This window comes from Streptomyces sp. NPDC048507, from assembly GCF_043199995.1.
Taxonomy (GTDB): domain Bacteria; phylum Actinomycetota; class Actinomycetes; order Streptomycetales; family Streptomycetaceae; genus Streptomyces.
In genome coordinates, this window is record NZ_JBICWZ010000006.1 from 308022 (window position 1) to 321397 (window position 13376).

General features: G+C 69.6%; 10 protein-coding genes. 3 read left to right on the plus strand and 7 right to left on the minus strand.

The window, feature by feature from the left end; translation table 11 throughout:
- Nucleotides 1-178 precede the first annotated feature (178 nt).
- Nucleotides 179-499: a ferredoxin gene (locus tag ACGFXC_RS19415; protein WP_393714304.1), complete on the plus strand. Its 321-nt coding sequence runs from the start codon at nt 179-181 to the stop codon at nt 497-499.
- A 4-nt stretch (nt 500-503) separates the two neighbouring features.
- Here ACGFXC_RS19415 and ACGFXC_RS19420 read toward each other — a convergent pair whose 3' ends face one another.
- The 3 genes from ACGFXC_RS19420 to ACGFXC_RS19430 form a co-directional block, all read right to left on the minus strand.
- A complete protein-coding gene (locus ACGFXC_RS19420) occupies nt 504-1124 on the minus strand; it encodes a hypothetical protein (protein ID WP_393714590.1) in 621 nt (206 codons plus the stop codon).
- A 190-nt stretch (nt 1125-1314) separates the two neighbouring features.
- Complete coding sequence (locus ACGFXC_RS19425; protein WP_030233594.1) at nt 1315-2211, minus strand: tRNA (adenine-N1)-methyltransferase; 897 nt, start codon at nt 2209-2211, stop codon at nt 1315-1317.
- Between the two features lie 18 nt (nt 2212-2229).
- Complete coding sequence (locus ACGFXC_RS19430; protein WP_393714307.1) at nt 2230-3429, minus strand: site-2 protease family protein; 1200 nt, start codon at nt 3427-3429, stop codon at nt 2230-2232.
- A 156-nt stretch (nt 3430-3585) separates the two neighbouring features.
- Between ACGFXC_RS19430 and ACGFXC_RS19435 the strand changes: the two genes are divergently transcribed.
- Together ACGFXC_RS19435 and ACGFXC_RS19440 are read left to right on the plus strand one after the other, a co-directional pair.
- Nucleotides 3586-4488, plus strand: coding sequence for a RecB family exonuclease (locus tag ACGFXC_RS19435; RefSeq protein ID WP_393714309.1), 903 nt, complete (start codon nt 3586-3588; stop codon nt 4486-4488).
- A 67-nt stretch (nt 4489-4555) separates the two neighbouring features.
- Nucleotides 4556-5227: a response regulator gene (locus tag ACGFXC_RS19440; protein ID WP_393714592.1), complete on the plus strand. Its 672-nt coding sequence runs from the start codon at nt 4556-4558 to the stop codon at nt 5225-5227.
- Nucleotides 5228-5294: 67 nt separating this feature from the next.
- Here the strand turns inward: ACGFXC_RS19440 and ACGFXC_RS19445 are convergent, their stop codons facing one another.
- The 4 genes from ACGFXC_RS19445 to metH all read right to left on the minus strand — a co-directional run bounded on the left by ACGFXC_RS19445 (nt 5295) and on the right by metH (nt 13361).
- Nucleotides 5295-6875 (minus strand): ABC transporter substrate-binding protein, encoded by a 1581-nt coding sequence (locus tag ACGFXC_RS19445; RefSeq protein ID WP_393714311.1) that lies wholly within the window; start codon nt 6873-6875, stop codon nt 5295-5297.
- A gap of 74 nt (nt 6876-6949) precedes the next feature.
- Nucleotides 6950-8554 carry an ABC transporter substrate-binding protein gene (locus tag ACGFXC_RS19450; protein WP_393714313.1) on the minus strand — a complete coding sequence of 535 codons (1605 nt, stop codon included), beginning with the start codon at nt 8552-8554 and terminating at the stop codon, nt 6950-6952.
- Between the two features lie 480 nt (nt 8555-9034).
- The gene (locus ACGFXC_RS19455) at nt 9035-9736 is read right to left on the minus strand and encodes an HAD family hydrolase (protein WP_393714315.1); all 702 of its coding nucleotides are present in this window, start codon (nt 9734-9736) and stop codon (nt 9035-9037) included.
- 112 nt (nt 9737-9848) lie between these two features.
- Nucleotides 9849-13361: a methionine synthase gene (gene metH / locus ACGFXC_RS19460; protein WP_393714316.1), complete on the minus strand. Its 3513-nt coding sequence runs from the start codon at nt 13359-13361 to the stop codon at nt 9849-9851.
- Nucleotides 13362-13376 lie beyond the last annotated feature (15 nt).

Genomic DNA, 13376 nt, shown 5'->3' on the forward strand with positions numbered 1-13376 from the left:
TAGAGGTGTGTCCGATCTTCACCCTTGCGTACTCCCTCACGCCAAGGAAATACCCACCCTTCAACATCGGAAAGCAGCCGGTTGTAAGGTCGAAGTGTTCAACACCCGTCAGAGCTCGCGCGACTTGCCGCGAGTTGTGTCCGGGACGGATCACTCAGCGCAGGAAACGGCAGGAGATATGACCGTGCAGCAGGAGGCCCCGACGGGGGGCGCCGGTGGGGCCGGAGAGCCGCTCGAGGTCTGGATCGACCAGGACCTCTGCACCGGCGACGGCATCTGCGTGCAGTACGCCCCGGAGGTGTTCGAGCTGGACATCGACGGTCTGGCGTACGTGAAGAGCCCGGAGGACGAGCTGCTCCAGGACGCGGGGGCGACCACTCCGGTTCCGCTGACGCTGCTCCAGGACGTGGTCGATTCGGCGAAGGAATGTCCGGGTGACTGCATCCACGTAAGGCGCGTTTCGGACAGCGTCGAGGTGTACGGCCCCGACGCGGAGTGACGTTTCAAACACGTGCGGCGGTCGAGTCCGTCAGCTCCTGGCGGAATTTCCCGCCGGTCCAGCGCCACTTGGCGAGCTGCTTGACGTCGGGGCTGTAGCGCGGGACCGAGGGCGAGGAGTAGCCGAGGAGGCGCGCGGTGACCGTCCCGTCGCTCACCGTGAGGTCGGTGGCGGTCTGCCGTCGGGCGGCGTCGAGCAGGGTGGCGACGACCCGGGGGGCGGCGCCGGGGCCCTCGCCGCGGGTCAGTACGTAGATCGCGTGGGGCGGGGTGCCCGAGCCGGCGTCGCAGCGCACGGCCGCCACGGTTTCGGGGCGGCCGTCGCCGTCGAGGTCGCCCTCGGCGGTGTCCGTGACGGTCTGGGGGGTCCCCTTGCAGTCCAGGGGGTAGGTGGCCGCGCGGGCGTCGGGGGCGGTGGCCGGCGGGCCGCTCGCGGCCGCGGGCCCGGAGGTGACGCCGGTCGCCGCGGTGGTGCCGGTGGCCCCGGTGGCCCGGTCCGGCTGGAGCAGGCCCGCGCCGGCGATCACGGCGGCCACGGCGGAGGCCGTGGCGACCCAGTGGAGGGGCCTGGCGCGTCGGTGAGCCAGGTGTTCCGGTGCCGGGTCCGGCTCCGTGGGGCTGTGCAGCACGCGGGGTGTCTCCTGTGCGAAGGGTGACGGGGAGCCAGCATCGTGCCACACCTCACACCGGGGAGGAACGGCCGGGTCCGCGCCGGTCCTCCCGTACAACGAAAAGGCGCTGCGGCGCAGTTCCCGGCGGGGCCGGGGAACTGCGCCGCAGCGCTTTCGCGTTGGGGGCCGGGTGGCCGGGAGCGGGCTACGCGGAGCGGTCGCTGCCGGGGCCGTCGTAGTCCTCGCCGTAGGCGCCCTTGGAGGGGCGGCGGCGGCGCATGGGGGGCTCGACGCCGTCCGCGAGGCGGCGGGCGGTGACGAGGAAGCCGGTGTGGCCGATCATGCGGTGGTCGGGGCGGACGGCCAGACCCTCGACGTGCCAGTTGCGGATCATCGATTCCCAGGGCTGCGGCTCGGCGTAGCAGCCGAACTCACGGATGGACTCGACGGTGCGCGAGAGCTGGGTGGTGGTGGCCACGTAGCAGCACAGGATGCCGCCGGGGACGAGGGCCTTGGAGACGGCCTCCAGGCATTCCCAGGGGGCGAGCATGTCGAGGATGACGCGGTCGACGTCGGTGTCGGACAGGTTGTCCTGGAGGTCGCCCACGGTCAGCTGCCACGCGGGGTGGGGGCCGCCGAAGTAGCGCTCGACGTTGGCCGTGGCGATCTCGGCGAAGTCCGCGCGGCGTTCGTAGCTGTGGAGCATGCCCTGGTCGCCGATGGCGCGCAGCAGGAAGCTGCTCAGGGAGCCGGAGCCCACACCTGCTTCCACGACGCGGGCGCCGGGGAAGATGTCGGCGAAGGCCAGGATCTGGCCCGCGTCCTTGGGGTAGACCACGGCGGCGCCGCGGGGCATGGACAGGACATAGTCGGGGAGCAGGGGGCGCAGCGCGAGGTACGCGACGTTGCCCGTGGTGCGGACAACACTGCCCTCGGGAGCACCGATCAGCTCGTCGTGCGGGAAGGAACCCTTGTGGGTGTGGAAATTCTTCCCGGCTTCGAGCGTGAACGTGTAGTGGCGGCCCTTGGGGTCGGTGAGCTGAACCTGGTCCCCGACCTCGAAGGGCCCGCGTCGGCGGGCGGCACCGGTCGGTTCGGACATGTGACCAGTGTATTGGCTTCAGGACTGGGGCCGCGCCATGGCCTTCACGAAGGCCTTTTCGACGTCGAGGGTGGACAGGACGCCGTAGATCGCGCCGGTGCCTTCGAGGACGAGGTATTCGCTGGCGGGGTGGGTGCGCAGGTGTTCGAGGAGTTCTTCGCCGGTGAGTTCCGCGGAAACCTTCATGCCGTCGTTGAGGTCCTGGGCGAGGGTGCTGACGGCGACCCAGGGCCTGCGGTGTTCGGGGACGGAGGCGATGGCGGTTTCGCGGACGATGGCGGTGGGGTCTCCGAGTCCGTCGACGACGACGAGGGCGCGGGCGCCGGCTTCGTTGGCGCGGCGCAGGGCTTCGGAGAGGGGGGTGGCGTTCTCGACGGGGATGGCGCGGCGGGTGAGGGCGCGGGCGCGGAGTTCGGGAAGGTGTTCGCGCAGCCGGGCGAGGCGGAGGCTGTTGCCGGCGCCGGTCCAGATGATGGCGGCGAGGATCGCGGCGAGCAGGGCGTCCATGACGGTGTTCATGCCGCCGATCTCCTGGCTGCGGTTGCCGAGGAGTCCGGTGTGGGTGAGCAGGGGGAGGCCGAGAAGGACGGCGACGGCGAGGCCGCGGCCGACCCAGGCGGCGGCGACGGTGCCGGCCATGGGTTTGCCGGTGATGCCCCAGATGACGGCGCGGAGCATGCGGCCGCCGTCGAGGGGGAGGCCGGGAAGGAGGTTGAAGGCGGCGACGAGGAGGTTGGAGATCATGAGGCCGCCGAGGAGGACGCCGGGGACGGTGGCGGGGTCGACGGCGTTCATGCCGAGGTAGAAGATCCCGGCGAGGGCCAGGGAGAGGAGGGGGCCGACGAAGGCGAGGACGAATTCGCGGCCGGGGGTCTCGGATTCCTTCTCGATTTCGGAGACGCCGCCGAAGAACTGGAGCTGGATGCGGCGCACGGGGAGTTTGAAGCGGAGCGCGGCGAGGGTGTGGGCGAGTTCGTGGACGAGTACGGAGGCGTAGAAGGCCACGGCGAAGAAGAGGGAGACGAGGTAGCGGGCCGGGCCGAGGTCGGGCAGGATCTGGTCGAGCTGGTCGCCGAAGACCCAGGTGATGAGGGCGGCGACGAGGAACCAGCTGGGCGAGACGTAGACGGGGACGCCGAAGGGGCGGCCCATGAGGATCCCGCCGCCCGGATCGGAGCGCTTGGCCGTGCGCTCGCCGGTTTCGTCGGTGTCTGCCACGGTTGTCCTTCGTTCGGTGCCGGGTTTCCAGTGTGGTCCACGTCGTGGGTCGGGCGCGGTGGGTAGCGCGGTGTGATCCCTCGATCATGCAGTGCGAGGGGGCTCCGAGTCGATGGTATGCGCGTGCTGTCGGCGGCGGGTCGTAGGGTTTCGGGCATGACGACGATCCCCGGTGCTGTGCCAGGCGCAGCTGGTGCCGATGCTTCTTCGGGTGCTGCCCGGCCCGCTTCCCTGTCGCCTTCGCGGGCGGGCGATTTCATGCGGTGCCCGCTGCTGTACCGGTTCCGGGTGATCGACAGGCTGCCGGAGAAGCCGAGTGCGGCGGCGACGCGGGGGACGCTGGTGCACGCGGTGCTGGAGCGGTTGTTCGATCATCCGGCGGAGGAGCGGACGGCGCCGCGGGCGAAGTCGTTGGTGCCGGGGCAGTGGGAGCGGTTGCTGGAGGCGAAGCCGGAGCTGGCGGAGCTGTTCCCGGCGCAGGACGGCGGGGCGGGGCTGGCGCAGTGGCTGACGGAGGCCGAGGCGCTGGTGGAGCGGTGGTTCACGCTGGAGGACCCGACGCGGCTGGAGCCGGTGGAGCGGGAGTTCTTCGTGGAGACGGAGCTGGAGTCGGGGCTGCGCCTGCGGGGGATCATCGACCGGGTGGACGTGGCGCCGTCGGGTGAGGTGCGGATCGTCGACTACAAGACGGGGAAGGCGCCGCGGCCGGAGTACGCGCAGGACGCGCTGTTCCAGATGAAGTTCTACGCGCTGGTGGTGTGGCGGCTGAAGGGCGTGGTGCCCCGGCGGTTGCAGCTGGTGTACCTGGGGAGCGGGGACGTGCTGACGTACGACCCGGTGGTGGCGGATCTGGAGCGGGTGGAGCGCAAGCTGCACGCGCTGTGGGAGGCGATCCGGGAGGCGACGGAGACGGGTGAGTGGCGGCCGCGGCCGACGAAGCTGTGCGGCTGGTGTGATCACCGGTCGGTGTGTCCGGAGTTCGGGGGTACTCCCCCGGTCTATCCGCTGGTGATCGTGGAGCGGCCGGGTGCGGGCGCGGACGGCCCTGACCGGTCCTGATCTTCGGGTCAGGGCACAATGGGCGGGGTCCCGCCGATGCTGTCCGATGGAATTCGAGGTACTCCCCGTGGCGATCCGCGTCCTGCTGGTCGACGACCAGCCTCTGCTGCGCACCGGCTTCCGGATGATCCTGGAGGCGGAGCAGGACCTGGTGGTGGTGGGTGAGGCCGGGGACGGTCTGCAGGCGCTGGACCAGGTGCGGGCGTTGCAGCCGGACGTGGTGCTGATGGACATCCGGATGCCGCGGATGGACGGGGTGGAGGCGACGCGGCAGATCACGGGTCCGGAGCGGAACGGGCCGGCGAAGGTGCTGGTGCTGACGACGTTCGATCTGGACGAGTACGTGGTGGAGGCGTTGCGGGCGGGGGCGAGCGGGTTCCTGCTGAAGGACGCGCCGGCGAACGAGCTGGTGGCGGCGATCCGGGTGGTGGCGGCGGGTGAGGCGTTGCTGGCTCCGAGCATCACGCGGCGGCTGCTGGACAAGTACGCGGGGCACCTGCCGTCGGGTGAGGAGAGTCTGCCGGACACGCTGGGGACGCTGACGGAGCGCGAGGTGGAGGTGCTCAAGCTGGTGGCCCGGGGGCTGTCGAACGCGGAGATCGCGGCGGATCTGTTCGTGAGCGAGACGACGGTGAAGACGCACGTGGGGCACGTGCTGACGAAGCTGGGTCTGCGGGACCGGGTGCAGGCGGCGGTGTACGCGTACGAGAGCGGTCTGGTGCGGCCGGGCGCCCAGTAGGGGCGGGTACGGCGAAGGGCCGGCGGTCGCGGGTGCGAGCGCCGGCCCTTCTTCGTGCGGGGGGGTCTCAGCCCTTGCTGATCTCCCAGAAGCGGAAGACGGTGGAGGCGTCGAGGGACCACTGGAGGCCGGTCACGTTCGGGCGGGTGACGGCGTACTGCTTGCCCTGCCAGAGCGGGAGGATGGGTACCTCGTCGGCGACGATGTCCTGGAGGCGGACGTAGTCGGTGTTCGCGGCGGTGCGGTCGGACTTCGCGGAGGTGGCCGGGATGATCGTCCCGGTGATCTCCTTGTTGTCGTAGTTGTTGTGGAGGACGTTGTCCGGTCCGAAGAACGGCTGCGTGAAGTTGTCGGCGTCGGGGTAGTCGGGGACCCAGCCCTTGACGTAGATGCCGTACTTGCCGTCCTGGATGTCCTTCTCGTACTGCTCGTACTCGACGGACTTCACGTCGGCCTCGAACAGCCCGCTGTCGTTGAGCTGCTTGGCGATGACCTGGAACTGCTGGTCGGTGGAGGGGCCGTAGCGGGAGGGGGTGGAGTACAGGGTCAGCTTGACCTTGCCGTTGATGCCGCCGGCCTTCAGGACGGCCCTGGCCTTCTCGGGCTGGGGGCTGCCGCCGTAGCGGTCGAAGAAGGGGGTGGTGTGTCCGGCGATGCCCGCGGGGACGATCGAGTAGAGCGGGGACGCGGTGCCCGCGTACACGTCCTTGACGAGCGCTTCGCGGTCCACGAGGTAGGCGATGGCCTTGCGGACGGGGAGCTTGCCGACGACGGGGTCGTTGACGTTGAAGACCATGTGCTCGACTTCGGCGCCGGTGCCCTGGACGACGTCGACCTTCTGGTCGCCGGTCTTGCTGGAGGCGAGGGCGGCGATGTCCTTGGCGGCGAGGCCGCGGAAGGCGAAGTCGACGTCGCCCTTCTCCAGGACCGACTTCAGGGCGGCCTGGTCCCCGTTGAAGAACTTCAGGGTGACGCCGGTGTTCTTGGCCTTGGCCTTGCCGGTGTAGGAGTCGTTCACCGAGAAGGTGGCGCTCTTGTCGTTGATGGAGTCGAGCTTGTAGACGCCGGAGCCGATGGCCTTGCCGTCGGTGCGGAGCTTGTCGGCCGGGTATTCGGCGTGGTCGACGATGGAGCCCGCACCCGAGGCGATCTTGCTCGGGAAGGTCGCGTCGGAGGTCTTGAGGCGGAAGACGACGGTCTTGTCGTCGGGGGTGTCGATGCCGGCGATCGACGAGAGCATGACGGCGGGGCCGGCCTCGTCGTTGATCTTCAGCGTGCGCTCGAAGGAGAACTTGACGTCCTTCGAGGTGAGGCTGTGGCCGTTGCTGAACTTGAGGCCGGAGCGCAGCACGCACTTGTACTGCTTGCTGTCGGGTCCTTCGAAGGCGCAGGTCTGCGCGGCGTCGGGCTCGGGGGTGGTGCCGCCCTTGGGGAAGCTGAGGAGCGACTGGAAGACGTTGTTGAACAGGAGCCAGGAGCCCGGGTCGTAGCCGGCTGCCGGGTCGGTCGACTTCACCTTGTCGGATATCCCCATGACCACGCCCTTGCCGCTGCCGGCATTGCCGCCATCGGTCGAACCGCAACCGCTGAGCAGCGCGGCGGCGGTGGCCGCGCCGAGCGGGGCCGCCAACCACTGGTTACGTCTCATCACGCGAATGTCCTTCACAGTGTCGTCTGGTCGTTGCGCCGGCCTGCGACGTCCGCCGCCGGTTGCTGCCGGTCTCAGGCGCTCTTGCCGCGGCCGAGTTCCCACAGCTGGAGGTCGGAGATGGCGTTGACCGACCACTCCACCCCGGTGATCCCGTCGCGTGCGGCGACGTACTGCTTGCCCTGCCACAGGGGCAGGACGGGTACGTCCTCGGCGACGATGTCCTGCATTTCCGCGATCGCGGGCGCGGCGGTGTTGCGGTCGGCCGCGCGCCGGGAGTCGGGGATGAGCCTGGTGCGCACCGCGGCGTTGGCGTACGGGGTGCCCAGGAAGTTGTCCTGCTCCAGGAAGGGGGCGAGGAAGTTGTCGGCGTCCGGGTAGTCGGGGAACCAGCCGAGCCCGTAGGCGGCGTAGTCGCCCTTCTTCTGGGCGGGGCGGAAGTCGGCCCAGTCGTTGCCCTGGACGGTGATGTCGAACAGCTGGGTGGAGTTCAGCTGGGTCTTGAGGGCCTCGAACTCGGCGGCGGTGCCGTCGCCGTAGTGGTCCTTGGTGTAGTTCAGGGTGAGCTTGACGGGGGTCTTGATCCCGGCGTCCTTGAGCAGGGTCGCGGCCTTGGCGGTGTTGGCCTCGCCGTACTTGTTGAAGAACGAGTTGACGTGGCCGGTGACGGCGGCGGGGACCAGCGAGTACAGGGGCTGGGCGGACTTCCCGTAGACCTTGGAGATGACGTTGCCCCGGTCGACGGCGGCGGCGAGCGCCTGGCGTACGGCCTTGTCCTTGACGACGGGGGCCTCGGTGTTGAAGCCGAGGTAGCGGATCTCCAGGCCGGGCATGGGGACGAGCTTGACGCCCTTGGGGGGCTTGGCGGAGAAGTCGGCTATCTGGGCGGGCGACAGGGTGCGCGAGACCATCTGGACGGAGCCGTCGGTCAGTGCCTTGCCCATGGTGGCGGAGTCCGCGAAGGAGCGCAGTTCGACCTTGTCGTTCTGCAGCTTGATGTCGCCCTTGTAGTTCGGGTTCTTGGTGAAGACGGCCCGGACGAGGTGGTTGTCCTTGACCTCGGCCTTCATCGTGTAGGGGCCGGAGCCGTCGACGGCGAAGCCGGGGCGGAGCTTCTTGGCCTCGTAGTTCTTCTCGCTGACGATGCCGGCGGCGGGGGTGGAGAGCTTGTACGGGAAGGTCGCGTCGGCGGTCTTCAGGTGGAAGACGACGGTGTCGGCGCCCTTGACCTCGACGGTGTCGAGGGTGGAGAGCAGGGAGGACGGGCCGTTCTCGTCCTTGATCGCGAGGACGCGGTCGATGGAGAACTTGACGTCCTTGGCCGTGAGGGGGTCGCCGCTCGCGAACTTCAGGCCCGGGCGCAGGGTGCAGCGGTAGCTCTCGTTGCCGGTGTCGGTGAAGCGGCAGTCGGAGGCCGCTTCGGGGACGGGCTGGCCGCCGCCGCGCGGGGTGTGCATCAGCGTCTGGACGGTCTGGCGCAGGACGTTCCAGGCGCCGGCGTCGTAGGCGTAGGCGGGGTCGAAGGGGGCGGGGGCGTAGTCGGCTGCCTCGAACCGGTCGGTGGTCCCGACGACGATCGCTCCGGACGCTGCTCCTCCGCCGCTCGCGCTGCCGCATGCGGACAGCGCGGGGGTGAGCAGGCCGATCGCGGCCGTCAGCACCATGGTCTTGCGGTTCATGCTGGAAGTACTCCCTCACCCGGCACTTGCAAAAAGCGGTTCAGAGGGCACTTCGCGGCGGTCGCCCGTTCAGGGCGGAACGATCGGGCCGGTGTTTGACGATCGGTCCACGCGGAACCGGAGCAGGGGTGTGCGTCCGGGACCGCAGAGGTGCGTGCGTAGTGCCCGCGTCGACATTAGTGGGCCGGGACGGTCTGGCTGGAACTGGCAGGAGTTGGGGCGTAATCGCACCGTGATGGGAGCGGACTGACCGCTTATGCCGTCGTCTTCGCAGATGGGGTCAGGAGATGATCAATCCGGACACATGGGAAGGGTGCGGGGCACTCCGGCGGGGCGGTGCGGGGGGCGGCGGGTGACCAAGCTCACCCGCGGCGGGGAACCGGCGCAGGATGGAATTTCGGCCTCCGGGGGGAGGCGCGGAAGATCCTCCCGCGGGAGCGCGGCCTCACCCCTGTTCCGTTCGGTACGGAGCGTGCGCGCTCAGTTCAGCGGAGTGATGAGGGACCGCAGGAACGGCAGGTCGACTTCTTCCAGGGAGCGGACGATGGTCCGGCCCGGGGCGGGTGCGATCAGGCCTACGGAGGGCACGGCGACGACGCGGCAGCCGGCGGCCTCGGCGGCGGCGACGCCGGTGGCGGTGTCCTCGATGACGGCGCACCGGGAGGGGTGCGCGCCGAGGGTGCTCGCGGCGAGCAGGTAGGGGTCGGGGTGGGGCTTGGTGCGGGGCACCTCGTCCCCCGCGACGGTCGTGGTGAAGCGGTCGCGGCCGAGGGTGAGCAGCACCTGGTCGATGACCCTGCGGTGGGAGGCGGAGACCAGGGCGGTGGGCACGTTGTGCCGGGCGAGCTCGCCGAGGAGCCGTTCGGCGCCGGGCATGAGCGGGACCTGGTCGGCGATGCGGGCCTCGAAGCGCTCGTTGAGCAGGACGCTCAGTTCGGCGATCTCGATGGCGGCGCCGGTGGCTTCGATGAGGAAGGCCGCGCTGCGGCTCATGGGGCCGCCGACGACGATGTCGCGCCAGGAGTCGTCGAGCAGGTGGCCGAGCTCGCGGAAGATGTCGGCTTCGATCTCCCACCAGAAGCCCTCGGTGTCGACGAGGGTGCCGTCCATGTCGAGGAGCACCGCCTGCAGGGCGTGTCCGTCGGCCGTACGGGCGACGGGTGCGGGAACGGTGCTGGTCATGCGTACGCCTCTCGCAGGGGACGACAAGGCCGGTCACCTCGGCCCGTGGGGAGCAACCCCTCGGAACAGGTGACCGGCCTGTATGGGACCGACCAGTGTACGCCGGTCGGTGTCAGCGTGCGTTGAAATACTTCGCTTCGGGGTGGTGAATCACGATCGCGTCGGTGGACTGCTCGGGGTGGAGCTGGAACTCCTCCGAGAGGTGGACGCCGATCCGCTCCGGCTGGAGGAGGTCGGCGATCTTGGCGCGGTCCTCCAGGTCGGGGCAGGCGCCGTAGCCGAGGGAGAAGCGGGCGCCGCGGTACTTGAGGTCGAACATGTCCTGCACGGCCGCCGGGTCCTCGCCGCCGAAGCCGAGCTCGGCGCGGACGCGGGCGTGCCAGTACTCGGCCATGGCCTCGGCGAGCTGGACGGAGAGCCCGTGCAGTTCCAGGTACTCGCGGTACGAGTCGGACTCGAACAGCTTGGCGGTGGCCTCGCCGATCTTCGAGCCGACGGTGACCACCTGGAGGCCGACGACGTCGGTCTCGCCGGACTCCTCCGGGCGGAAGAAGTCCGCGAGGCACAGGCGGCGGCCGCGGCGCTGGCGCGGGAAGGTGAAGCGGGTCCGCTCGTGGCCGGCCTCGTCGAGGATGATCAGGTCGTCGCCCTTGGAGACACAGGGGAAGTAGCCGTAGACGACGGCCGCTTCGAGCAGGTTCTCCGTGTGGAGCTTCTCCAGGAGGCCGCGCAGGCGCGGACGGCCCTCGCTCTCGACGAGCTCCTCGTACGTCGCCCCGCCCGCGCGGGCCTGCTTGAGCCCCCACTGGCCCTTGAAGAGGGCGCCCTCGTCCAGCCAGGAGGCGTAGTCCTTGAGCGGGATGCCCTTGACGACGCGGGTGCCCCAGAACGGCGGCGTGGGGACGGGGTTGTCCACGGACACGTCGGAGCGGCCGCCCGGCTCCTGCGGCTCCTCCGCCGCGGCGGCGGGGGCGTCGCGCTTGGCGACGCGGCGCTGCTTCAGCTCGGGCAGCGTGGCGCCGGGGACGCCACGCTTGACCGCGATGAGGGCGTCCATGAGGCGCAGGCCTTCGAAGGCGTCGCGGGCGTAGCGGACTTCGCCTTCGTAGATTTCGTGGAGGTCCTGTTCGACGTAGGCGCGGGTGAGGGCGGCGCCGCCGAGGATGACGGGGTAGTCGGCGGCCAGCTTGCGCTGGTTGAGCTCCTCCAGGTTCTCCTTCATGATCACCGTCGACTTCACGAGCAGGCCGGACATGCCGATCACGTCGGCCTTGTGCTCCTGCGCGGCTTCGAGGATCGCGGAGACCGGCTGCTTGATGCCGATGTTGACGACGTTGTACCCGTTGTTGGTGAGGATGATGTCGACGAGGTTCTTGCCGATGTCATGGACGTCACCGCGGACGGTGGCCAGCACGATCGTGCCCTTGCCCTCGTCGTCGGTCTTCTCCATGTGCGGTTCGAGATGCGCCACGGCCGTCTTCATCACCTCGGCGGACTGCAGCACGAACGGCAGCTGCATCTGCCCGGAGCCGAACAGCTCGCCGACGACCTTCATGCCCTCCAGCAGGGTGTCGTTGACGATGTCGAGGGCGGGACGGGTCTGCAACGCCTCGTCCAGATCACGCTCCAGGCCGTTCTTCTCGCCGTCGATGATGCGGCGCTGCAGCCGCTCGTCCAGCGGCAGGGCGAGGAGTTCCTCGGCGCGGCCGGCCTTCAGGGACTTGGTGTTGACGCCCTCGAAGAGGGCCATCAGCTTCTGCAGCGGGTCGTAGTCGCCCTCGCGCCGGTCATAGATCAGGTCCAGGGCGGTGGTGACCTGCTCCTCGTCGAACCGGGCGATCGGCAGGATCTTGGAGGCGTGGACGATCGCCGAGTCCAGGCCGGCCTTCACGCACTCGTCGAGGAACACCGAGTTGAGCAGGACCCGGGCGGCCGGATTGAGACCGAAGGAGATGTTCGACAGGCCCAGGGTGGTCTGCACGTCCGGGTGACGCCGCTTGAGCTCGCGGATCGCCTCGATCGTGGCGATCCCGTCCCTGCGGGACTCCTCCTGACCGGTACAGATCGTGAAGGTCAGCGTGTCGATGAGGACGTCCGACTCGAGGATCCCCCAGTTGCCCGTCAGATCGTCGATGAGCCGCTCCGCGATGGCCACCTTGTGCTCGACCGTGCGGGCCTGCCCCTCCTCGTCGATGGTCAGCGCGATCAGCGCGGCACCGTGCTCCTGAGCCAGCCGTGTGACCTTCGCGAAACGCGAATCCGGACCGTCACCGTCCTCGTAGTTCACCGAGTTGATGACCGCCCGGCCACCCAGCTTCTCCAGACCCGCCCGGATCACCGGAACCTCGGTCGAGTCCAGCACGATCGGCAACGTGGAAGCCGTCGCGAACCGCCCCGCCAGCTCCTCCATGTCCGCGACACCGTCACGCCCCACATAATCCACACACAGGTCCAGCATGTGCGCGCCCTCACGGATCTGGTCCCGGGCCATCTCCACACAGTCGTCCCAACGCGCCTCCAGCATGGCCTCACGGAACTTCTTCGACCCGTTCGCGTTCGTCCGCTCACCGATCGCCATGTAGGAGGTGTCCTGCCGGAACGGCACCGTCTGGTAGAGGGAGGCGGCGCCGGGCTCGGGCTGGGGGGTGCGCCCGGTGACGGCCGTGCCGCGCACCCGCTCGACGACCTGCCGCAGGTGCTCGGGGGTGGTGCCGCAGCAGCCGCCGACCAGGGAGAGCCCGTACTCACGGACGAAGGTCTCCTGCGCGTCCGCCAGCTCGGGGGCGCTGAGCGGGTAGTGCGCGCCCTGCTTGGTCAGGACGGGCAGACCGGCGTTCGGCATGCAGGAGATCGGGATGCGGGCGTTGCGCGCCAGGTAGCGCAGGTGCTCGCTCATCTCGGCCGGGCCCGTGGCGCAGTTCAGGCCGATCATGTCGATGCCGAGCGGCTCCAGCGCGGTCAGCGCCGCCCCGATCTCGGAACCCAGCAGCATCGTGCCGGTGGTCTCGACGGTCACGGAGCAGATCAGGGGGACGCTGACGCCGAGGGCTTCCATGGCGCGGCGGGCGCCGATGATCGAGGACTTCGTCTGGAGGAGGTCCTGGGTCGTCTCGACGAGGAGCGCGTCGGCGCCGCCGGAGATCAGGCCCTCGGCGTTGATCTGGTAGGCGTCGCGGATCTGCGCGTACGTGATGTGGCCGAGGGTGGGGAGCTTGGTGCCCGGGCCGATCGAGCCGAGCACCCAGCGCTGCTGTCCCGTCGAGGCGGTGAACTCGTCCGCGACCTCGCGGGCGATCCGGGCGCCGGCCTCGGACAGCTCGAAGTTGCGCTCTGCGATGTCGTACTCGGCCAGTGCCGCGAAGTTCGCGCCGAAGGTGTTGGTCTCGACGCAGTCCACGCCCACCGAGTAGTACGCCTCGTGGACCGAGCGCACGATGTCCGGGCGGGTGACGTTCAGGACCTCGTTGCAGCCTTCGAGCTGCTGGAAGTCTTCCATCGAGGGGTCCTGCGCCTGGAGCATGGTCCCCATCGCCCCGTCGGCGACGACCACGCGGGTCGCGAGCGCCTCTCGGAGGGCATCGGCCCTGGTCTGGGTGTCAGCGGGCGGGTTCGGCAACGAGGCCATGGTTGAGCTCCCTGG

Excerpts from the sequence above, each read along its gene's own strand:
- metH (WP_393714316.1), bottom strand. The coding sequence starts at position 13,361 with ATGGCCTCGTTGCCGAACCCGCCCGCTGACACCCAGACCAGGGCCGAT.
- ACGFXC_RS19450 (WP_393714313.1), bottom strand. The coding sequence starts at position 8,554 with ATGAACCGCAAGACCATGGTGCTGACGGCCGCGATCGGCCTGCTCACC.
- ACGFXC_RS19455 (WP_393714315.1), bottom strand. The coding sequence starts at position 9,736 with ATGACCAGCACCGTTCCCGCACCCGTCGCCCGTACGGCCGACGGACAC.
- ACGFXC_RS19445 (WP_393714311.1), bottom strand. The coding sequence starts at position 6,875 with ATGAGACGTAACCAGTGGTTGGCGGCCCCGCTCGGCGCGGCCACCGCC.
- ACGFXC_RS19415 (WP_393714304.1), top strand. The coding sequence starts at position 179 with ATGACCGTGCAGCAGGAGGCCCCGACGGGGGGCGCCGGTGGGGCCGGA.
- ACGFXC_RS19435 (WP_393714309.1), top strand. The coding sequence starts at position 3,586 with ATGACGACGATCCCCGGTGCTGTGCCAGGCGCAGCTGGTGCCGATGCT.
- ACGFXC_RS19425 (WP_030233594.1), bottom strand. The coding sequence starts at position 2,211 with ATGTCCGAACCGACCGGTGCCGCCCGCCGACGCGGGCCCTTCGAGGTC.